21 protein-coding genes are annotated in these 18,824 nt (G+C 68.4%); 14 read left to right on the forward strand and 7 right to left on the reverse strand.

The features are described from left to right. Positions 1–94: 94 nt before the first annotated feature. The 4 genes from AC3DEZ_RS19025 to AC3DEZ_RS19040 all read left to right on the forward strand — a co-directional run bounded on the left by AC3DEZ_RS19025 (position 95) and on the right by AC3DEZ_RS19040 (position 4,618). Positions 95–490 carry a DUF2946 family protein gene (locus AC3DEZ_RS19025; RefSeq protein ID WP_488389609.1) on the forward strand — a complete coding sequence of 132 codons (396 nt, stop codon included), beginning with the start codon at positions 95–97 and terminating at the stop codon, positions 488–490. A gap of 61 nt (positions 491–551) precedes the next feature. Beyond that, entirely contained in the window at positions 552–1,928 is a 1,377-nt protein-coding gene (locus AC3DEZ_RS19030; RefSeq protein WP_488389610.1) for a hypothetical protein, read from the forward strand. An 11-nt stretch (positions 1,929–1,939) separates the two neighbouring features. Further along, complete coding sequence (locus tag AC3DEZ_RS19035) at positions 1,940–2,341, forward strand: DUF2946 family protein (protein WP_488389611.1); 402 nt, start codon at positions 1,940–1,942, stop codon at positions 2,339–2,341. Between the two features lie 66 nt (positions 2,342–2,407). Then, positions 2,408–4,618 (forward strand): TonB-dependent receptor, encoded by a 2,211-nt coding sequence (locus AC3DEZ_RS19040; RefSeq protein WP_488389612.1) that lies wholly within the window; start codon positions 2,408–2,410, stop codon positions 4,616–4,618. Between the two features lie 41 nt (positions 4,619–4,659). Here AC3DEZ_RS19040 and AC3DEZ_RS19045 read toward each other — a convergent pair whose 3' ends face one another. Beyond that, positions 4,660–5,553, reverse strand: coding sequence for a TIGR01777 family oxidoreductase (locus AC3DEZ_RS19045; protein WP_488389613.1), 894 nt, complete (start codon positions 5,551–5,553; stop codon positions 4,660–4,662). A gap of 106 nt (positions 5,554–5,659) precedes the next feature. On the opposite strand from AC3DEZ_RS19045, the gene AC3DEZ_RS19050 reads away from it, so the two are divergent. From AC3DEZ_RS19050 to AC3DEZ_RS19080, 7 genes are all read left to right on the forward strand, one after another. Further along, the gene (locus AC3DEZ_RS19050) at positions 5,660–6,367 is read left to right on the forward strand and encodes an alpha/beta fold hydrolase (RefSeq protein ID WP_488389614.1); all 708 of its coding nucleotides are present in this window, start codon (positions 5,660–5,662) and stop codon (positions 6,365–6,367) included. 48 nt (positions 6,368–6,415) lie between these two features. Then, positions 6,416–7,318 carry a phosphogluconate dehydrogenase (NAD(+)-dependent, decarboxylating) gene (gene gnd / locus AC3DEZ_RS19055; RefSeq protein ID WP_447104665.1) on the forward strand — a complete coding sequence of 301 codons (903 nt, stop codon included), beginning with the start codon at positions 6,416–6,418 and terminating at the stop codon, positions 7,316–7,318. Between the two features lie 116 nt (positions 7,319–7,434). Beyond that, on the forward strand, positions 7,435–8,112 hold the full coding sequence (locus AC3DEZ_RS19060) for a type 1 glutamine amidotransferase domain-containing protein (RefSeq protein WP_488389615.1): 678 nt from the start codon (positions 7,435–7,437) through the stop codon (positions 8,110–8,112). Positions 8,113–8,184: 72 nt separating this feature from the next. After that, the gene (locus AC3DEZ_RS19065) at positions 8,185–8,472 is read left to right on the forward strand and encodes a DUF3247 family protein (protein WP_488389616.1); all 288 of its coding nucleotides are present in this window, start codon (positions 8,185–8,187) and stop codon (positions 8,470–8,472) included. Between the two features lie 12 nt (positions 8,473–8,484). Further along, positions 8,485–8,679 (forward strand): CPXCG motif-containing cysteine-rich protein, encoded by a 195-nt coding sequence (locus AC3DEZ_RS19070; RefSeq protein WP_447104668.1) that lies wholly within the window; start codon positions 8,485–8,487, stop codon positions 8,677–8,679. A 54-nt stretch (positions 8,680–8,733) separates the two neighbouring features. Continuing rightward, the gene (locus AC3DEZ_RS19075) at positions 8,734–10,053 is read left to right on the forward strand and encodes a PQQ-dependent sugar dehydrogenase (RefSeq protein WP_488389701.1); all 1,320 of its coding nucleotides are present in this window, start codon (positions 8,734–8,736) and stop codon (positions 10,051–10,053) included. A 71-nt stretch (positions 10,054–10,124) separates the two neighbouring features. Then, on the forward strand, positions 10,125–10,562 hold the full coding sequence (locus tag AC3DEZ_RS19080) for a hypothetical protein (RefSeq protein WP_488389617.1): 438 nt from the start codon (positions 10,125–10,127) through the stop codon (positions 10,560–10,562). A 323-nt stretch (positions 10,563–10,885) separates the two neighbouring features. Here the strand turns inward: AC3DEZ_RS19080 and AC3DEZ_RS19085 are convergent, their stop codons facing one another. Together AC3DEZ_RS19085 and AC3DEZ_RS19090 are read right to left on the reverse strand one after the other, a co-directional pair. Beyond that, positions 10,886–12,730 (reverse strand): ABC transporter ATP-binding protein, encoded by a 1,845-nt coding sequence (locus AC3DEZ_RS19085; protein WP_488389618.1) that lies wholly within the window; start codon positions 12,728–12,730, stop codon positions 10,886–10,888. A 74-nt stretch (positions 12,731–12,804) separates the two neighbouring features. Beyond that, on the reverse strand, positions 12,805–13,377 hold the full coding sequence (locus AC3DEZ_RS19090) for an NADPH-dependent FMN reductase (RefSeq protein WP_488389619.1): 573 nt from the start codon (positions 13,375–13,377) through the stop codon (positions 12,805–12,807). A 75-nt stretch (positions 13,378–13,452) separates the two neighbouring features. Here AC3DEZ_RS19090 and soxR point away from each other — a divergent pair, with 75 nt between their 5' ends. Continuing rightward, complete coding sequence (soxR, locus tag AC3DEZ_RS19095) at positions 13,453–13,932, forward strand: redox-sensitive transcriptional activator SoxR (protein WP_447104673.1); 480 nt, start codon at positions 13,453–13,455, stop codon at positions 13,930–13,932. A gap of 80 nt (positions 13,933–14,012) precedes the next feature. On the opposite strand, the gene AC3DEZ_RS19100 is transcribed toward soxR, so the two are convergent. After that, complete coding sequence (locus tag AC3DEZ_RS19100) at positions 14,013–15,056, reverse strand: oxidoreductase (protein ID WP_488389620.1); 1,044 nt, start codon at positions 15,054–15,056, stop codon at positions 14,013–14,015. Between the two features lie 163 nt (positions 15,057–15,219). Between AC3DEZ_RS19100 and AC3DEZ_RS19105 the strand changes: the two genes are divergently transcribed. Beyond that, positions 15,220–15,591 (forward strand): BON domain-containing protein, encoded by a 372-nt coding sequence (locus AC3DEZ_RS19105; RefSeq protein WP_488389621.1) that lies wholly within the window; start codon positions 15,220–15,222, stop codon positions 15,589–15,591. Positions 15,592–15,757: 166 nt separating this feature from the next. Here the strand turns inward: AC3DEZ_RS19105 and AC3DEZ_RS19110 are convergent, their stop codons facing one another. After that, positions 15,758–16,108 (reverse strand): helix-turn-helix domain-containing protein, encoded by a 351-nt coding sequence (locus AC3DEZ_RS19110; protein ID WP_488389622.1) that lies wholly within the window; start codon positions 16,106–16,108, stop codon positions 15,758–15,760. A gap of 155 nt (positions 16,109–16,263) precedes the next feature. Between AC3DEZ_RS19110 and AC3DEZ_RS19115 the strand changes: the two genes are divergently transcribed. Continuing rightward, entirely contained in the window at positions 16,264–16,503 is a 240-nt protein-coding gene (locus AC3DEZ_RS19115) for an XAC0095 family protein (RefSeq protein WP_488389623.1), read from the forward strand. Between the two features lie 87 nt (positions 16,504–16,590). Here the strand turns inward: AC3DEZ_RS19115 and AC3DEZ_RS19120 are convergent, their stop codons facing one another. Then, the gene (locus tag AC3DEZ_RS19120; RefSeq protein ID WP_488389624.1) at positions 16,591–18,063 is read right to left on the reverse strand and encodes an efflux transporter outer membrane subunit; all 1,473 of its coding nucleotides are present in this window, start codon (positions 18,061–18,063) and stop codon (positions 16,591–16,593) included. Next, positions 18,057–18,791, reverse strand: a complete 735-nt coding sequence (locus AC3DEZ_RS19125; protein WP_488389625.1) for an SDR family oxidoreductase — start codon at positions 18,789–18,791, stop codon at positions 18,057–18,059. The genes AC3DEZ_RS19120 and AC3DEZ_RS19125 overlap by 7 nt, the downstream gene beginning before the upstream one ends. Between the last annotated feature and the right edge of the window lie 33 nt (positions 18,792–18,824).

The raw sequence follows: 18,824 nt of genomic DNA on the forward strand, positions 1-18,824 counted from the left end.
GCCGTGCGACATTTCGTCGCACGCCTGCCGGATCAGGCACTTGCGGCGGACGCCGCGCGCGCATCGGGCCGCGGCGGGGGCTAGAATCCCCGCCGTGATCCGCAATCCCGCCTTCTTCCGTCCGATGGCCCGGCTGGCGCTCTGCGCCATGCTGCTGCTGGCGCTCGCGTCCGCGCTGAGCCGGGCGCTGGCGGCGGGCGCGGCCGGCGCGATGACCGCCGCGATCGAGCTGTGCACCGCGAGTGGCCTGAAGTGGGTGGACGCGGGCGCGCTGCCCGACAAGACCCCGCCCGCGCAGTCCGCGCCGATGGGCGCGGACTGCGCCTACTGCCCGCTGGTGTCGTCGTTGCCGCCGATGCCGCTGTCGTTGATCGCGCAGGTGCCGTGGCTGCCCCTGGCGCGGCTCGCGACGCACCTGCGCCACCCCGTGCCACACGTTCCGGTCCGCCTGCGCGGACTCGGCGGCCAGGGCCCGCCAACGATTTTCTGAACCACGAGTACCGAGCTGTTCCCGCGGCCACGTGGCCGTGCCCGTGCTTTGGAGAATGCCGATGTCCGTTCATATGCCGACGCGCCCGATCGCGTCGCGGGTTGCCTTCCGTGGGAGCCGTCGCGCTCCCGTCTTTTCCGTTTCCGCCCTGCTGCGCGTGGGCGCATGGAGCCTGATCGGCCTGCTGGCCGCCTGCGGTGATCGCGGACGCGAGGGCGCGGAAACGGAGGTGGAAACCAAGATCGCCGCGACCGCGCCGTCGGCGCGGGCGAGCGAATGGCATCTGCCCGCGCCGGCGGGCGCCGCGCAGCCGGATCTGGTGATTGCACCCGATGGACGACGCCTGCTGAGCTGGGTGGAGCCGGCGACCGGAGGCGCGCATCGCCTGCGCCTGGCGTGGGCCGGCAAAGCGGGCTGGCAGGCACCCGTCACGATCGCCGAAGGAAAGGACTGGTTCCTCAACTGGGCCGACACCCCGCATGTCCAGGCGCTGCCCGATGGCTCGCTGTGGGCACATTGGCTGCGCAGCACCGGGCCTTCGCGGATGGACTACGGCATCGATCTGGTGCGTTCCGGCGACGGCGGACGAAGCTGGAGCGCGCCGCAACTGGTGCATCCGGCCGGCACCCGCGGCGATCATGGTTTCGTGACCTTCTGGACGCAGGCGGAGGATCAGCTCGGCATCGCCTGGCTGGACAGCCGGCAGAAGGCGGCGGCCGGTGCCGGTCATTCCGCCGACGCCGCGCACGACGGCGGCCATCACGGTGGTGGCGGCGCGATGATGCTGCGCGCGGCGCTGTATGGCGCGCAGGCGCGGCCGCTGGCCGAGTGGCCGCTGGATGCCTCCACCTGCGATTGCTGCACCACCGCGTCGGCGATTACCGATCGCGGCGTGGTGGTCGTGTATCGCGGGCGCACCGCGGGCGAGATCCGCGACACTCGCATCGTCCGGTTTGACGGACGGGCATGGACCGCGCCACGCGATGTGCATACCGATGGCTGGCACATGCCGGCGTGTCCGGTGAACGGGCCGGTGGTGGCCGCGCGCGGCCACGATGTCTGGGTGGCTTGGTACACCGAGGCGGGCGGGATGCCGGAACTGCGCGCGGCCCATTCGGGTGACGCGGGCGATCACTTCGATGCGCCGATCACGCTCGCGCGCGGCGGGCAGGTGCTGGGCCGGCTGGGTCTGGCGCTTGGCGACGGCCGCCTGCTGGCGAGTTGGCTGGAGGAAAGCGGTGCAAGCGGCCAGCGCATCGTGCTGGGTACCTACGACCTGCGCTGGCAATCCGCCACGCGTGTGGAAGTCGCCACGCTGGCCGCGCGTGGACGCGCCAGCGGCATGCCGCGCCTGCGCTGGGCCAACGGCGCCGCCTGGCTGGTGTGGACCGACGTGCACGACGGCAAGCCGCGATTGAAAGGCGCTTCGGTGCGCTGAAGGACACGCGGGTGCGACCCGGAATTCCGTTCGCGCGGACGACGGCGCGGCTGGCGTTGCTGGCCGCGCTGCTGCTCGTGCTCGCGCCCTCAATCAGCCGCGTGCTCGCCAGCCGCGGCGGCGATGTGCTGGCCGGATGGATCGAACTGTGCACGCCCGCCGGATTGAAGTGGGTGGACACCGCGAAAGCGGCACCAGGAAAAGCACCCGCCGCGCCGACGTCGGGTTGGCCGGACGAGGGCGACGCCTGTCCGCAATGTCCGCTGGCCGCCGCGCTGCCGCCGCCACCGGAGGCTTTCGACTGGACATCGCCGCCGTGCCCGCCCGCGCCGGCGCGCGGGCCGGAAACGTCATTGACGCGGGAAGCATTCCGGCCGGCGGGAGCGGGTTGCCGGGGACCACCAGCGGTGTAGCGCAACGCCATCACCGTCCCTGTTTCCCCACGGCGCCGCATGCGCCGCTTCCGGAGTTTCGCATTCATGTCGATGCATCATCGCGGCACGCTTCGCGCGTCCCGTCTTTCCCTGGCCGTGCTCGCGGCCCTGTCCTCCGTTCTCCCGTCCGCGATGGCGCATGCCGCCGATGCGGATTCGCCGCCCGCCGACACGCAGGCCACCACGCTCGACGCCGTTCGCGTCGAAGGCCGCCGTACCGCCCTGGATGCGCCAGCCGGCACCGGCACCCGGTTGGGACTGAGCGTGCGCGAGACGCCGGTCTCGATCACCGTCCTCGATCGCGACACGCTCGATGCGCGTGGCGTGCGCACCACCCAGGAAGCGCTGTCCGGCATTCCCGGCCTGACCGTGGCCTCGCCGCCCGGCAACGGCAACGCGGTGACCCTGCGCGGTTTTTCCGGCAGCCAGATCACCCAGCTGTTCAATGGCATCGACGTGCAGTACGCCTCGATCGCCGCGCGCCCGGTCGATGCCTGGCAATACGAACGGGTGGAAGCGATCGGCGGTCCGTCGAGTTTCCTGTACGGCGCCGGCGCGGTCGGCGGCACCATCAACTACGTCACCCGGCTGGCGAACCTCGAACGCGACGATGCGCAATGGCAGGCCAGCGCCGGATCCTTCCGCGACCGTTCCGTGGCGATGGGCGCCAACCTGCGCCTGGGCGGCGATGCCGCGCGCCAGGCGCTGCGGCTGGATGTCAGCGCGCGTGACGCCGACAGCGCCATCGATGGCCAGCAGCGCCAGGCGACCACCGTCGCCGCGTCGTGGCTGGCGCAATGGACGCCCACGTTGCGCCACACGTTGGCGCTGGAGCATCAGCGGGAGGACAACGACCGTCCCTACTGGGGCACGCCGGTGCGCCAACCGGCCATCGGGCGCCTGTCGGTGCTGCCGGAGACGGTGGGCCGCAACTACAACGTGTCGGATGGTTACTACGGACAGGACGTGCTGTGGGCGCGATCGATCCTGGAGTGGTCGCCGGGCGGCGCGGATACCGTGCGCAACACGCTCTATCACTACGACGCCCTGCGCGATTACCGCAATGTCGAAAGCTACCGCCTGACCGCCGACAACCGGGCCGTGATCCGCTCGGGCGCGCTGCTGCAGCGCCATGATCAGCAGGTCTACGGCAACCGCCTGGAGTGGTCGCATGACGGCGCACTGGGCCGGCTGCCGTCGCGCTGGAGCGCGGGACTGGACATCAGCTACAACCGCCAGACCCGTTTCCCGCAATCGCTGCCGGCGGTGATCGACACCGTGCCGCTGGAGGCGGTCACCCCGGGCGATTTTCTCGACGTGCCCGGCGCGCGGCTCGCGTATCGGCCGGATCGCACCAATCGCCTGCATACCCAGGCCCTGTTCGTGGAGAACCTGACCGAACTGACGCCGTCGCTCTCGCTGCTGACCGGCCTGCGCCGGGATCGCATCCGCCTGGACGTGGTCAACCATCGCGCCGCCAGCGCGAGCAATCCGGCGCGGTTCGAACGCGAGTACACGCCGACCACCGGTCGCGCCGCGCTGAACTGGGCGATCACCTCGCGGGCCAGTGTGTACGCGCAGTACAGCACCGCCGCCGATCCGCCGGCCGGCATCCTCAGCACCGCCAGCTTCGCCAACGTGCGCGACTTCGATCTGACCACCGGCCGGCAGGGAGAACTGGGCGCGAAGTTCCAGTCGCGCGATGGCCGCCACTTCGCGACGCTGGCGGCGTACCGGATCGTGCGCCACAACCTGGCCATCGCCGATCCCGATCATCCTGGCCAGACCCTGCCGATCGGCCGGCAGTCGGCGCGCGGCGTCGAGGCCACCTTCGGCTGGCAGCCGCTGGAGGGACTGGATGTGCAGGGCAACCTGGCGTGGGTGGACGCAAGCCTCGATGATTTCTTCGAGAGCGTCGGCGGCGCGCCGGTATCGCGCGCGGGCAACCGGCCGGCCAACACGCCCGCGCGGGTCGGCAACCTGTGGGTGGACTACGCCTTCGATGATCGCTGGTCGGCGGGCGTCGACCTGCGCGGCGTGTCGTCGCGCTACGCCAACGCGGCCAATACGCTGTCCACCGCCGGCTACGCGCTGTGGGGCGCGCATGTGAGCTGGCAGTGGAGTCCGCAGACGCGGCTCATCCTGCGTGGACGCAATCTCGGTGATCGCACCCACGTGGTGTATGCGTTGAACGACAGCATGGTCTATCTGGGGGACCCGCGCAGTTGGGAACTGGTGCTGCGGCAGTCGTTCTGAACGCGGCGAGGTCGAGCCGCGCATCCTTCCGGGTGCGCGGCTCAGCCGGGACGGCGCAGAACGTCGCGCAGGGCGTCATCCAACTGCGGGAAGCGGAAGCGGAAGCCTTCCACCAGCGCATGCATGGGGATCACCCGCTGGCCGGTGAGCAGCAGTTGCGCGGCTTCGCCCAGGGCGAGCCGCAGTAGCGGCGCGGGCATCGGCAGCAGGGCAGGCCGGTGCAGCGTCCTGCCCAGGCCGCGTGCGAAGTCGCGGTTGCGGACCGGTTCCGGCGCGGTGCCGTTGTACGCGCCGCCCGCCGATTCCTGTTCCAGCAGCCACACGATCAGGGACACCAGATCCTCGCGGTGGATCCAGCTCATCCATTGGCGTCCGTCGCCGAACGGGCCGCCCAGTCCCCAGCGGAACGGCGGCAGCATTTTCCCCAGCGCGCCGCCGTCCGGACCGAGCACGATGCCGGTGCGCAGGCGGCACACCCGCAGGCCCAGGTCTTCGGCCTGCATGGCGGCGTATTCCCAATCCCGGCACAGGGTGGCGGCGAAGTCCTCGCCGGGCGGGGTCGATTCATCCAGCAGGGCATCGTCATGCGGCCCGTAGTAGCCAATCGCCGAACCGGACACCAGCACGTGCGGCCGCCGCAACTGCGGCGTCATCCAGCGGATGAGCTTCGCCGTGGTGCCCAGGCGTGAATCGCGGATGGCCTGCTTCTGGCGGGCGTTCCAGCGGCGGGCGGCCAGGGGCTCGCCGGCCAGGTTCACCACCGCCTCGATCTCGCCCGCTTCGGCCAGGTCCTCGATGACCGTGACCCCGGGCAGGCGTTGCCGGGCCAGGGCCGGGTGGCGGGACCAGACGGTCAGGCGATGGCCGCCCGCCATCAGGCGGGCACAGAGGGGACGGCCGATGAATCCGGTGCCGCCGGTGAGCAGGATGCGCATGTGGATGGACGATGTGGGGTCTACCAGCCTACGCCGGGAGGCGTGTTCCGCCCGTGGAAAGCACCGTGCGCTCGGCTTCCGGGCGCCGGGCGACTAAAATTCACGGATGCCCGATTCCCCCGCGCGCTTTCCCCTCGTGCTGCTCCCCGGTCTGCTCTGCGACGCCCGCCTGTGGCGGGACCAGGTGGCCGGCCTGGCCGACCTTGCCGACGTCGCGGTCCCCGATCTGACCCTCGACGACAGCGTCGGCGCGATGGCCGCGCGCGTGCTGGCGCAGGCGCCGGAGCGGTTCGCGCTGGGCGCGCTGTCGATGGGGGGCTACGTGGCTTTCGAGATCCTGCGCCGGGCGCCGCAGCGGGTGGAGCGGCTGGCGCTGTTGTCCACGAGCGCGCGCGCCGATCCGCCCAAACGCGCGGCGGTGCGCCGGGCCAGCCTGGCGATGGCCGAACGCGGCCGTTTCGCGGGGGTCACCCGCAAGCTGCTGCCGCAGCTGGTGCACGCCAGCCGGGTGGACACCGCGGTGGGCGAGGACGTCATGGCGATGGCCGAGCGGGTCGGCCGCGACGCCTTCCTCCGCCAGCAGCGCGCGATCCTGGAACGCCCCGATTCGCAGCCGCTGCTGCCGACGCTGGCGATGCCGGCGGTGGTCGGCGTCGGCGATGACGACCGCATGACCGCGCCGGAGGAATCGCGGATCCTGCAGGCCGGCATCCCCGGTGCGCGCCTGCACGTATTCACCGACTGCGGCCATCTTCCCCCCATGGAAAAGCCGCAGGAAACCACCGAGCTGCTGCGCGCCTGGCTGACCGCCTGAGCCATGCAACTCCTTCCCTCCCTTCACATCCGAAACTCAGGAGCATTTATGGAACTGGCAATGATCGGCTTGGGCCGCATGGGCGCCAACATGGCCGAACGCCTGACCCGCGGCGGACATCGCGTGCATGGCTACGATCCCGGCGAAGCCGCGCGCACGCAGGCGGCCGAACGCGGCATCGTCATCGCCGATTCGCTGCAGGCGACGATCGCCGCGCTGCCGTCGCCCCGCATCGTCTGGGTGATGGTGCCGGCCGGCGTGGTCGATGAAACCCTGGACGCGTTGTCGCCGCTGTTGTCGGCCGGCGACACGGTCATCGACGGTGGCAATTCCAACTACAAGGAAACCATGCGCCGTGGCGCGCGCCTGGCCGAGGCCGGCCTGCACTACGTCGACAGCGGCACCAGCGGCGGCGTGTGGGGCCTGGCCGAAGGCTACAGCCTGATGATCGGTGGCGATGACAGGGCGGTGGAAGCGCTGCGGCCACTGTTCGAGACCCTGGCGCCGGCGGCCGATCGCGGCTGGGGCCACGTCGGCCCGTCCGGCGCGGGCCACTTCACCAAGATGATCCACAACGGCATCGAGTACGGAATGATGCAGGCCTTCGCCGAAGGCTTCGCCATCCTGGAGCGCAAGGAAGCCTTCCACATCGATCTGCAGCAGGTCGCCGAGATCTGGCGCCACGGCAGCGTGGTGCGCTCCTGGCTGCTGGACCTGACCTCCGATGCGCTGAAGAAGAATCCGACCCTGGCCGGCATCGCGCCCTACGTCGAGGATTCCGGCGAAGGCCGCTGGACGGTGGCCGAGGCGATCGATCTGGACGTATCCGCGCCGGTGATCACGATGTCGCTGCTGGAACGCCTGCGTTCGCGCGAGGACGATTCGTTCGCCGACAAGCTGCTGGCGGCGATGCGCAACGAATTCGGCGGGCATCGCATCAAGCAGGGCTGATCCGGAGGGGGTGTGGCGGCCGCGGTAACGCGATCGCCACATGATCGTTACCTGCCTTTAGCGATCGCGCTGCTAGCGTCGCCACTTCCCCGGGTGTTTCCGAATGGAGCCGGATCATGAAGATCCTGATGGTGTTGACCTCGCATGACCAATTGGGCGAAACCGGCCACAAGACCGGTTTCTGGCTGGAGGAGTTCGCCGCGCCGTACTACGTGTTCAAGGATGCCGGCGCGGAAGTCGTGCTGGCCTCGCCGCGCGGCGGCCAGCCGCCGCTCGATCCGAAGAGCGATGCCGCCGACGCGCAGACCCCGGCGACGCTGCGCTTCAACAATGACACCGCCGCCATCGCCGAACTGGCGCAGACGCGCCCGCTGGCGGAGGTGCTCGATGAGGACGTGGACGCGGTGTTCTATCCCGGTGGCCACGGTCCTTTGTGGGATCTGGCCGAAGACGCGGATTCGATCCGCCTGATCGAAACCCGTTTCGCCGCCGGCAAGCCGGTGGCCGCGGTGTGCCATGGACCGGCGGTGTTGCGGCATGCCCAGGGCACGCTCAGCCAGCCGTTGGTCAAGGACAAGCGGATTACCGGCTTCACCAACGCCGAGGAAGCGGCGGTGGAGCTCACCGACGTGGTGCCGTTCCTGCTGGAGGACGAACTGAAGGCCAAGGGCGCGCGATTCGAAGCCGGCCCGCTGTTCCAGCCGCATGTGGTGGTGGATGGCAAGCTGATCACCGGCCAGAACCCCGCATCCTCCGAACCGGCGGCGCGCGCGCTGCTCGAACTGATCGGATGAGTTTCCGCGATCTTCACGGTTGCTTATCGCCCCGGCGCTAGAGTGGGGTCGTCCCTCCCGGGAGCGACGGCCATGATCGAAGTACCGCAGACGCTGTATACGCGGCAGGCCGACATCGATCGGCTCGAGGCGATGGTGCGGGCGCTGCCGGACGAAGCGGTGGTGCAATTGCGCCTGGTCGATGGCGGCACGCTGACCGGCACGGTTTCCACCCGCCCGAGCTTGCAGGTGTTCCGCGACGCGGACGGCGTGGAAGGTTTCAATGCGGTGGTCCGGCTGGACGATCAGCGCGATCCCGCGCACGCGCACTACCTGTGGATGGATCGCATCCGCGAGATCGTGCAGCTCGGGTCGGCCTGAGCGCGGGCCGCCATGCCGCAGCTTCCTTCGACCGACATCGCGTGTCCCTACTGCGGGGAAATCATCACCCTGTTCGTCGATGACTCCGCCGGCGAGCAGGACTACGTCGAGGATTGCCAGGTCTGCTGCCGGCCGATCGAAATCCGGGTCGGCGTGGACGAGGACGGCGTGCCGGCCGTGTCGGTGCGGCGCCAGGACGACGCCTGAGCGGTCTTGACGCGGCGTTCCCCCGGCGCGGTCCAGCATGAATCGTCCTTGCCGATGGGAAGCGCGGCCATGCGCATGCGGAAGTTCCTGGGCGGTGGGCTGGCGCTGCTGATCACCGCGTGTGCGCCCTCCGTCGCGCAGCAGACCAGCGAAATCGGGCCCCGGCCACAGCTGCCGGCCCCACAGAAGCGCTGGATTCCCACGGTGAACATCGCGCCCGCGGTCGGCTGGCCGGAAGGCGCGGCGCCGATGGCGGCGGATGGTCTGGCCGTGCGGGCATTCGCGCGTGGTCTGGAACATCCGCGCTGGCTGTACGTGCTGCCGAATGGCGATGTGCTTGTGGCGGAGACGAATGCGCCGCCCAAGCCAGGCGAGAAGGGAGGACTGCGCAACTGGTTCATGAAGCGGACGATGGCCAAGGCTGGCGCCGGTGTGCCCAGCGCCGACCGCATCACCTTGCTGCGCGACGCCGACGGCGATGGTGTCGCCGAAACCCGCCACGTGCTGCTGTCGGATCTGTTCTCGCCGTTCGGCATGGCGCTGGTCGGCGATCAGCTCTACATCGCCAATGCCGATGCGGTGGTGCGGGTGCCGTACCGCTCCGGCCAGACCCGCATCGACGCCACGCCGGTGAAGGTAGCGGATCTGCCCGGTGGGCCCATCAACCATCACTGGACCAAGAGCCTGGTCGCCAGTATCGACGGGCGCCGGCTGTACGCGGGCGTGGGTTCCAACAGCAATGTCGGCGAGAACGGCATGGCAAACGAGACCGATCGCGCGGCGGTGCTGGAGATCGATCCCGTCGGCGGGACGCGCCGCGTGTATGCGTCCGGCCTGCGCAATCCGGTCGGACTGGCGTGGGAGCCGGAGACCGGCGCGCTGTGGGTGGTGGTGAACGAGCGCGATGAAATCGGCGATCAATTGGTGCCGGACTATCTGGCGCGTGTCCGCGAAGGCGCGTTCTATGGCTGGCCCTACAGCTACTACGGCGCGCATGTGGACGCGCGGGTGAAGCCGGCGGATCCGGACAGGGTGGCGCGGGCGATTGCGCCGGACTATGCGCTCGGCGCGCACGTGGCCGCGCTCGGCCTGGCCTTCGCGCGCGGCGACGCCCTGCCCGCGCGTTTCCGCGAAGGCGCGTTCATCGGCCTGCACGGTTCCTGGAACCGCTCCGATCCTGCCGGCTACAAAGTCGTGTTCGTGCCGTTTTCGGAGGGCCAGCCGATGGGCTCGCCGATCGATGTGCTCACCGGTTTCCTCGATGTCGGCGGCAACGCGCGCGGGCGACCGGTCGGTGTCGCATTCGATCGGACCGGTGCCTTGCTGGTGGCGGACGATGTCGGCAACGTCGTCTGGCGGGTCGCGCCGCGCTGAGGATGTAAGCGCAATGACAGTCCGCCGGGTTTATGCTCCCGCCGTCCGACAACCTGGGGAGGGAAGGGCATATGAACGGCACCATGGAGATTCCGCGTTCCAAGGGATTCCGGTTCGTGGCCATCATCGCGTTGATCTGGAACCTGATCGGCGTGGCGATGTTCTGGATGCAGGTCAACATGAGCGCCGAGGGGCTGGCGCGGATGACCGAACAGCAGCGCCAGGTCTACGAGGCCACGCCCATGTGGCTCAACGTGGCCTTCGCGATCGCGGTGTTCGGCGGCGTGCTGGGGGCACTGGGCATGCTGATGGGGAAACGCTGGGCGGTGACGATGTTCTTCGTCTCCCTGCTCGCGCTGCTGGCGCAGATGATCGGCGCCTATCTGGCCACGCCGGCCTGGACCGCCTACGGCGTCGCGGGGCTGGTGATGCCGGTGATCCTGATCATCATCGCCCTGCTGTTCTGGCGCTACGCGCAGAAATGCGTGGTGCGCGGATGGCTGGTGTAGGGAAGAGCACTGGTGTAGGGAAGAGCAGTAGCGAATCACCCTCAATCCCCTTTTTTCGCTTTCAACAGCCGAATGGCTGGTCAAGGGGGAGGCAGAAGCCGATGGGCGAAACAGCCCCCTTTGCAAAAGGGGGCGGGCATCTGCGTAGCAGATGACGGGGGATTGACCAGCCATTCGACTGTTGAGAAGCGCTTGCTCCAGGCGCCAAAAGCAAATCCCCCTCAATCCCCCTTTTTAAAAAGGGGGAGGCAGAAGCAGCATTCGCCGAATCCCGAATCCCGGCTTTCAACGGCCGCACGGCCGGTCATCCCGAATCCCGGCCCTCAATCCACCTCGGCCACGTCCAGCCCGATGAATCCACCGGACTGCCGTCGCCACAGCGCCGCGTACAGGCCATCACGCTGCAGCAGTTCGTCGTGGTTGCCGGTTTCGATGATGCGGCCCTGATCCATCACCACCAGCCGGTCCAGCACGGCGATGGTGGACAGGCGGTGGGCGATGGCGATGACCGTCTTGCCTTCCATCAGCGCGTACAGCTGCTCCTGGATGGCGGCTTCGACCTCCGAATCCAGTGCCGAGGTGGCCTCGTCCAGGACCAGGATAGGCGCATCCTTCAGCAGCACGCGCGCGATCGCCACGCGCTGGCGCTGGCCGCCGGACAGCTTCACGCCGCGCTCCCCCACATGGGTGTCGTAGCCGCTGCGGCCCTTGGCGTCGGTCAGGGTGCGGATGAACTCGTCCGCGTGCGCGCGCCGGGAGGCCTCGATGATCTGCGCCTCGTCCGCGTCCGGCCGGCCGTAGCGGATGTTGTCGCGGATGGAGCGGTGCAGCAGCGAGGTGTCCTGGGTGACCATGCCGATATTGCGGCGCAACGATTCCTGCCGGACCCGGGCGATGTCCTGCCCGTCGATCAGGATGCGCCCGCCCTCCAGGTCGTAGAAGCGCAGCAGCAGGTTGACCAGGGTCGACTTGCCGGCGCCGGAGCGGCCGACGATGCCGACCTTCTCGCCGGGACGGATGACCAGCGACAGATCCTCGATGACCTTCGACTGCCGGCCATAGTGGAACTGCAGGTGCTCGAAACGGATTTCGCCGTGGCTGACTTCCAGGTCGCGCGCGCTATCGCCGTCGGTGATCGCCAGCGGCTGGGCGATGGTGTTCATGCCGTCCTCGACCGTGCCGATGTTCTCGAACAGGCTGGCGACTTCCCACAGGATCCAGTCGGACATCGAGCGGATGCGCATCACCAGGGCGATGGCGACCGCGATCGCGCCCAGCGAAATCGAACCCTGCAGCCACGCCATCACCGCCAGTCCGCCCACGCCGGCCAGCAGCAGCGCGTTGATGCTGTGCAGGCTGACGGTCAGCTGGGTCACCAGGCGCATCTGCCGGTGCACGGTGACCATGAACTCGTCCATCGCGTCGCGCGCATAGTCCTGTTCGCGCATGGTATGGGCGAACAGCTTGATGGTCTGGATGTTGGTGTAGCTGTCGACAATCCGGCCGGTCATCTGCGCGCGCGCATCGGACTGGGCCATCGACACCCGCTGCAGGCGCGGGACGAACCAGAACAGGATGACCAGGTAGCCGGCCAGCCACAGCGCCAGCGGCAGGATCAGGCGCAGGTCCGCGCGTCCGACCAGGATCACCGTGCCGACGAAGTAGACGACGACGTAGACGAACACGTCCATCAGCTTCATCACCGTCTCGCGGATCGCCAGCGCGGTCTGCATGACCTTCTGCGAGATGCGCCCGGCGAACTCGTCCTGGAAGAACGACACGCTCTGCCGCAGCAGATAGCGGTGCGACAGCCAGCGCGCGATCATCGGGTAGTTGCCGAAGATGGTCTGGTGGATCACCAGCGACTGCACCAGCACCAGCAGCGGGTACACCACCACCACCAGCGTCGCCATCCACAGCAGGGTCGAACCGTGGATGGCCATGAAGCCGGCGCGATCGGCGTTGCCGAGCCAGTCGACCAGATCGCCCATGAAGTCGAAGAACAGGATTTCCAGCGCCGAGATGGCGCCGGTCAGCACCGACATCAGCAACAGCCACGGCAGCAGCGGCCGCGAGTAGTGCAGCAGGAATGCGAACAGCTTGCGCGGCGGCGTGGCGGGCTCGCCGGCGGGGTAGGGATCAATCCGCTTTTCGAAAAATCGGAACATGGGTCGTGTCTTCCATGTGCACGGGGCACGTCAGGGGGAATGCCCGCCGCGACGCCGTCGGCGTCGCCGGACCGTCACCGCGCCGGGTATGGCCAGGCCGCGCGCGCCTGGCGCAGGGCATGGCCGAGCCAGGCCAACTGGTCGAGCATGGTGGAGGCGGCCTGCGCGCAGGCCGCCGCATCGCGCGGCTGGCCGTCGGCGCCGAAACGATCCCACGCCATCGGGAACAGTACCGAATTGCGCACCGCGCAGGCGTGCAGTCCGGAAAACACCTGGCGCAGCTGCTCCACCGCGCGCGAACCGCCGCTGATGCCGCCATACGCGACAAACGCCACCGGCTTGGCCTGCCAATGCTCCTGGACCGAATCGATCAGGAACTTCAGCGCCGCGGGATAGCCGTAATTGTACTCCGGCACCACCAGCAGGAACGCGTCGGCGCGCCAGATCCGCTGTTGCAGGTTCACCAGGTCGGCCGACGGGGTCATGCCATGCCGGTGCGGCAGATCCATCAGCGCCGGATCGACCACGTCCACCGCGTAGTCGCGGCGGCGGTCGAGCTGGCCGCGGATCCAGTTGGCCACCACATCGCAGAAACGGCCTTCGCGGTCGCTGCCATAGATCAGGGCCAGTTCGAGGGGAGGAGTCATGCGCATCAAGGACTTGCAGGGAGAGGCCGCACAGGGTAAAACCTCAATCAATATTGAGGTCAAGCGAGTGTGGTCATGTCCGCGCAAGCCAAACCGGAAACGGCGAAGAAGAAGGCGAACGTCTGCATGGAATTGACCGTGGGCGAAGTGGCGGCGAGAGCGGGCGTGGCGGTATCCACCCTGCATTTCTACGAGAGCAAGGGACTTATCCACAGCTGGCGCAATGCCGGCAACCAGCGTCGCTATCCGCGCGAGGTGCTGCGCCGGGTCGCCATCATCAAGGTCGCGCAGCGGACCGGAATCCCGCTCGCCGAGATCCGCGACGCCCTGTCTTCGCTGCCGGAAGGGCGCACGCCCACCGCCGCCGACTGGCGCAAGCTGTCCGCGCGCTGGCAGGCGGATCTGGATGAGCGGATTGAACGCCTGACCCGCCTGCGTGATCACATGGACAGCTGCATCGGTTGCGGATGCCTGTCGCTGAAAGTCTGTCCGCTGCGCAATCCGCTCGACGAACTGGCCGAGGAAGGGCCCGGTCCGCGCCTGCTCGATCCCTGACGCTGAGCAGGGATCGGCTTTATGGAATTCCGGAGAACAGGGCCTTTCCGCACGCGGTCTCCAGCGGAGCAGGCTCCGCGCTAGGCGAACGGGATTTCGCGGTGTTCGTCCGCGCTGCGGATGCCCACTTCGATCAGCCGCATCACCGACAAGGCCTCTTCGGGAGTGACCGGAAGCGGCGCGCCATCGACGATGGCCGCGCGCATCGCACTGTAGTAGTGCCGGTAATCGCCGGGCAGGCTGTCCACCGTCTGCGCGATCAGCGTCCCGTCCTCACCGGCGAGGACCAGCTGTCCCGGTTGCGGATCCCGGCCCCAGCCCGCGTCACCGGGCATGCCGCCTGCGCGCAACCGTTCTTCCTGCGCGTCCAGTCCGTGCTTCAGATAGCTGCCGCGCTCGCCATGAACCGCGAATCGCAGCCCATTGCCGGCCACCAGCGAACCGGCATGCAGATGCACGCGTGCGCGCGGGTAGCGCAACTGGACATGGAAGTAGTCGGTGGCCCGCGCGCCCGTCCGCTGCCTCGCCAGATCCGCGTGTACCGCCAGCGGCGTGCCGAACAACTGCAGCGCCTGATCGACCAGGTGCGGTCCGAGGTCGTACCACAGGCCCGCGCCGGGCACGTCGCTCTCGCGCCAGCGCTGCGCGACCTGCGGACGGTAGCGATCGAAATGGGAATGGAACTCCGCGATTTCCCCCAGCGCGCCGTCGCCCAGCAATTGTCGAACAGTCAGGAAATCCGCGTCCCAGCGCCGGTTCTGGAACACGCTGACCAGGCGTCCGCTGGCGCGTGCCTGGGCGATGACGCGCTCGGCTTCCTCCAGCGTGACCGTGAACGGCTTGTCCGCCACGACATGCTTGCCCCGCATGAGCGCGGCCATCGCCAGCGGCGCGTGGGTCTCGTTGGGGGTGGCGACCACGACCAGATCGATGGCGGGATCGGCGAAGGCCTCGTCGGCGTCGGCCACCACCCGGACCTGCGGGAGATCCGTGTGCACCTTGCCGGCGTCGCGCGAAACCACCGTATGCAGGATCAGGCCCGGCGTGCGGCTCAGCAAGGGCGCATGGAACACCTTGCCGACGAAACCATAGCCGAGCAGGGCGACGTTGAGGGAGGCGGCCATGGGCGGATTCTCGCGGAGGAGGCGACGTGCGGAGCATCTTAACGCTTGCGTGGCGCAACTGAATGGCACGTCACGCAAGCGCTCGAATGATCATCCTCTTCACGCCTGCTGTACGTGCGCATGGCAAGACTGGCACCGCGTTCCCGCACAGGCAGGAGGAACCATGAAACGGTCGACCGTCACCACTTTCCGTCTTCCGCTCGCCGCGGCGCTGGCCGCCGGCGCGTTGCTGGTCAGCGCCGGCGCCATGGCGCAGCAGCAGACCGAGCCGGAAGAGCAGCGCGCGCAATCCGCGCAGGGCGATTCGAGCCAGCCCGTCAACGACACCTGGATCACCACCAAGGTCAAGACCGAACTGCTGGCGGCCGAGGATGTTTCCGGCCTGGACATCAAGGTCGAAACCACCAACGGTGAAGTCAAGCTGTCCGGGCGCGTCGACAACCAGGCCCAGATCGACAAGGCCGTCTCGGTCGCGCGCGAAGTCAAGGGTGTCCGCAAGGTCGACAGCAGCGGCCTGAGCGTCGGTACGAAGTAGGCAGGCAAGCAGGCCTGCGGCATCCGCGGGCGGGTGTTTCCATCGTGTGTGGCACGAAGCGGGTGCATCCCAGCGCAGGATGCATCCGCTTCTCTCTTTGCACATCCGGAAAAGAAGGTCGCTTCCTTTGCGGGTCAGCCGGATGGACGCGTCCACCGACCGGTGCTCATTCCTGCAGGAAATCCATCAGGGCCCGGCGCTTGCGCGCGCTCAGGCGATTGAGCATTTGCAGCAGGCGACGCTGTTCGCCGGGGAGACGATAGGGCGTGCCCGATTCGGACACCTGGCCACGACGATGCTGCCCTTCGCCGGTCTCCAGCCAATACGCATCCACGCCGAACACGTGTGCGAGAGAACCGATCTTGGATGTGCTCTTGCTGATGCCGCGTTCAAGCGCGGAATAGCTCGGCTGGGTGATGCCCACGGCTTGCGCGACCTGTTCCTGTGACATGCCGATCGCTGCGCGTGCCTGAGTGAGTCGCTGGGCGAGAGTGGGGCCTGTTTTGACCATGCGCATACGCTAACGGCCGTGCCCGGTGGCAGGCAAACAGGCTTGCCTATCGTGGGTGCATATGCAAGGCTCTCTAACGGTCGCGGGGTGTGTTTTTTCAGTGTTATTTTTCACTTTTGACATGCGCCCGTGATGCAAGGATTGCTGACAGGAGAACCAGGATGCAGGCACGCGGAACGCCGGAAGACGACGCCGGCTACCACCTTCCGGAAGAAGCGCAGCTGCAGTTGCAACAGGTGCGGGATCAACTCGAAATGATGGCGGCGATGGTGATGCCGGGACAGCGCAGCGATGACGCGCGTGATGCCTTGTGCCTGCAGCCGTCGGCGCTGGCGCACTGCTTCCGCCAGCTCGCGCGCGAAATGAGCGACGCGCTGGCCGCCACGCGTTGGCGGGGGTGAGAAAATAAGCGGGGCCGGGTCCACCCGACCCGACCCCACGCCATCCTTGACATCACCGGCTCCGCCGATGGCTTTTCCCTGTGACGCTCAGCGTTGCACGAGGCTCGTGCTGCTTTCCGCATGCGGCGCGGGGTTGCCGATTTCGCGCTTGACCGTGGCCAGCGCCGGATCCACGTCCGGCTCGCCCCAGCCGCCGAGCGACTTGTACACGGCGACGACGCCCACGTTGACGCCGGCTTCGGCCTGCGCCAGCGCATCGTCCGCCGCCAGCTGCGTACGCTGTGCGTCGAGCAGGGTGAGGAAGTCCGACGCGCCGGCCCGGTAGCGGGCCTCCGCCAGTTCGGCGGCGCGGTGCGCGGCGGTGGCCTGTTCGTTCACCCGCAGCAACTGGGTCTGTCGCTTGGCGTAGCCGAGCAACGCGTTCTCGGTGTCTTCCAGCGCGCCCAGCACCGCTTTCTCGTACTCGGCCACCGCGCCGTCGTTCTGCGCCTGCACCGCGCGCAGGCGCGCGCGCACGCTGCCGAGATCGAATGCCGCCCAGCTGATCGACGGGGTCACCGACCAGGCCTTGTTGTCGCCATTGATCAGGCCGCTGAAATCACCGGCGAGAAAGCCGACGAAGCCACGGATGCTGACCCGCGGGAACAGATCTGCGGTGGCGACGCCGACCCGCGCGGTGGCCGAGGCCAACCGGCGTTCGGCCGCGCGCACATCCGGACGTTGGCGCAGCAGGGTGCTGGTGTCGCCGATCGGCAGCACTTTCGCGAGCGCCGGTGTTTCACGCGGGACCAATACCGCATCCAGCGTGCCGGGTCGGCGTCCGGTCAGCACTTCGATGCGATGGCGTGATTGCGCCTCGGCGGTTTCCAGGACCGGCAGGGTCGCCTCGATCGCCTTCATCCGCGCCAGGCTGCTCTGCACTTCCAGTTCGGTGCCGGCGCCGAGTTGCCAGCGCGATTCGGTCAGGCGCTGGGTTTCGCCGAGATTGCCCAGGGTCCTGCGGGCCACGTCCAGGCGCTTCTGCGCGCCGCGCAACTCGAAGTAGTTGCGCGCCACTTCCGCCGCCACGCTGACCTGCATGGCGGTCATGTCGTTGCGTTGCGCCTGCAGATCCGCGTGCGCGGCTTCGGCGGAACGGCGCAGGCGGCCGAACAGATCCAGTTCCCAGGCGGCATCGAAGCCGACGCTGTCGGTTTCGGTTTCCACCCGGCCCTGATCGGCGACAGGCTGTTTGCTGCGGGTCTGCTCGACTCCCAACTGCACGTGCGGTGCCAGGTCCAGCCGGCGTTCGCTGAACACCGCGCGCGCCTCCTGCACGCGGGAGGCGGCGATCCACAGATCGGGATTGGCGGCGAGCGCGTCGGCGATCAACTGGTCGAGGGTGGCGTCCTCGAACTGCGCCCACCAGTTGGCGACCGGGCGCGTGTCGTTGAACGCGGTCTCGCTGGCGCTGGGCAGCGTGGCTGGCGCCAGTTCCGGCGCGCGGTAGTCGGGGCCGACGGTGGCGCAGGCGGCCAGCAGCGCCGAGGCGATGCCGACGACGAGAGAGCGGATCACCATGGCAGCACCTCTCCTTGATGGAAGAAGCCACCCTGCGGCCCGTTGTCGTCGATCAGCGCCAGGGAGACGCTGGTGCGGGCGCCGTCGGCGATGTCCAGTTCGCCTTCGCCGGCGTTCATGTCGGTCTTCACGTAGCCGGGATGGATGGTGTTGACCTTGATCCGGCTGTCGCGCAGTTCATAGGCCAGCTGCACCGTCCATGCATTCACCGCGCTCTTGGAAACGTTGTAGGCGGGCACCTTGAAGTCGTAGATGGGCGAGGACGGATCCGCGTTCAGCGCCACCGAACCCAGGATGCTGGAGACGTTGACGATGCGGCCGGACGAGGACTTGTGCAGCAGTGGCAGGAACGCCTGGGTCACCGCGATCAGGCCGAACACGTTGGTGTCGAAGGTCTTGCGCCAGGTCACGGCGGTCTGCTCGGAGACCCGTTTGCCGGATTCGTCGACCAGGATGCCGGCGTTGTTGACCAGGATGTCCAGGCGGCCGTGGCGCGCCTCGACGGTGCTGACCGCCTCGGCGATGCTGGCGTCGTCGGTGACGTCCAGCGCGATGGCCTCGACCGGCAGGCCATCGGCCTGCAGCTTGAGCGCGGCCTCGACCGCGCGGTCGCGATCGCGCCCGGCCAGCAGCGTGTGCACGCCGGCCTCGGCCAGCTGGCGCACGGTCTGCAGGCCGATGCCGCGGGTGGCGCCGGTGACCAGGGCGATGCGGGATGTGTCTTGCATGGGATTCTCCAGTACGTGGGGGAGGGAGAAACG

Source organism: Pseudoxanthomonas sp. 134C1 (genome assembly GCF_057773065.1).

Bases quoted from the DNA above. Each gene is read 5' to 3' on its own strand.
- AC3DEZ_RS19080 (WP_488389617.1), top strand. From the start codon at position 10,125: ATGAACGGCACCATGGAGATTCCGCGTTCCAAGGGATTCCGGTTCGTG.
- AC3DEZ_RS19105 (WP_488389621.1), top strand. From the start codon at position 15,220: ATGAAACGGTCGACCGTCACCACTTTCCGTCTTCCGCTCGCCGCGGCG.
- AC3DEZ_RS19120 (WP_488389624.1), bottom strand. From the start codon at position 18,063: ATGGTGATCCGCTCTCTCGTCGTCGGCATCGCCTCGGCGCTGCTGGCC.
- AC3DEZ_RS19115 (WP_488389623.1), top strand. From the start codon at position 16,264: ATGCAGGCACGCGGAACGCCGGAAGACGACGCCGGCTACCACCTTCCG.
- AC3DEZ_RS19125 (WP_488389625.1), bottom strand. From the start codon at position 18,791: ATGCAAGACACATCCCGCATCGCCCTGGTCACCGGCGCCACCCGCGGC.
- AC3DEZ_RS19075 (WP_488389701.1), top strand. From the start codon at position 8,734: ATGGGAAGCGCGGCCATGCGCATGCGGAAGTTCCTGGGCGGTGGGCTG.
- AC3DEZ_RS19070 (WP_447104668.1), top strand. From the start codon at position 8,485: ATGCCGCAGCTTCCTTCGACCGACATCGCGTGTCCCTACTGCGGGGAA.
- AC3DEZ_RS19045 (WP_488389613.1), bottom strand. From the start codon at position 5,553: ATGCGCATCCTGCTCACCGGCGGCACCGGATTCATCGGCCGTCCCCTC.
- AC3DEZ_RS19065 (WP_488389616.1), top strand. From the start codon at position 8,185: ATGATCGAAGTACCGCAGACGCTGTATACGCGGCAGGCCGACATCGAT.
- gnd (WP_447104665.1), top strand. From the start codon at position 6,416: ATGGAACTGGCAATGATCGGCTTGGGCCGCATGGGCGCCAACATGGCC.
- AC3DEZ_RS19050 (WP_488389614.1), top strand. From the start codon at position 5,660: ATGCCCGATTCCCCCGCGCGCTTTCCCCTCGTGCTGCTCCCCGGTCTG.
- AC3DEZ_RS19100 (WP_488389620.1), bottom strand. From the start codon at position 15,056: ATGGCCGCCTCCCTCAACGTCGCCCTGCTCGGCTATGGTTTCGTCGGC.
- AC3DEZ_RS19030 (WP_488389610.1), top strand. From the start codon at position 552: ATGTCCGTTCATATGCCGACGCGCCCGATCGCGTCGCGGGTTGCCTTC.
- AC3DEZ_RS19090 (WP_488389619.1), bottom strand. From the start codon at position 13,377: ATGACTCCTCCCCTCGAACTGGCCCTGATCTATGGCAGCGACCGCGAA.
- AC3DEZ_RS19060 (WP_488389615.1), top strand. From the start codon at position 7,435: ATGAAGATCCTGATGGTGTTGACCTCGCATGACCAATTGGGCGAAACC.
- AC3DEZ_RS19110 (WP_488389622.1), bottom strand. From the start codon at position 16,108: ATGCGCATGGTCAAAACAGGCCCCACTCTCGCCCAGCGACTCACTCAG.
- AC3DEZ_RS19040 (WP_488389612.1), top strand. From the start codon at position 2,408: ATGTCGATGCATCATCGCGGCACGCTTCGCGCGTCCCGTCTTTCCCTG.
- soxR (WP_447104673.1), top strand. From the start codon at position 13,453: ATGTCCGCGCAAGCCAAACCGGAAACGGCGAAGAAGAAGGCGAACGTC.
- AC3DEZ_RS19085 (WP_488389618.1), bottom strand. From the start codon at position 12,730: ATGTTCCGATTTTTCGAAAAGCGGATTGATCCCTACCCCGCCGGCGAG.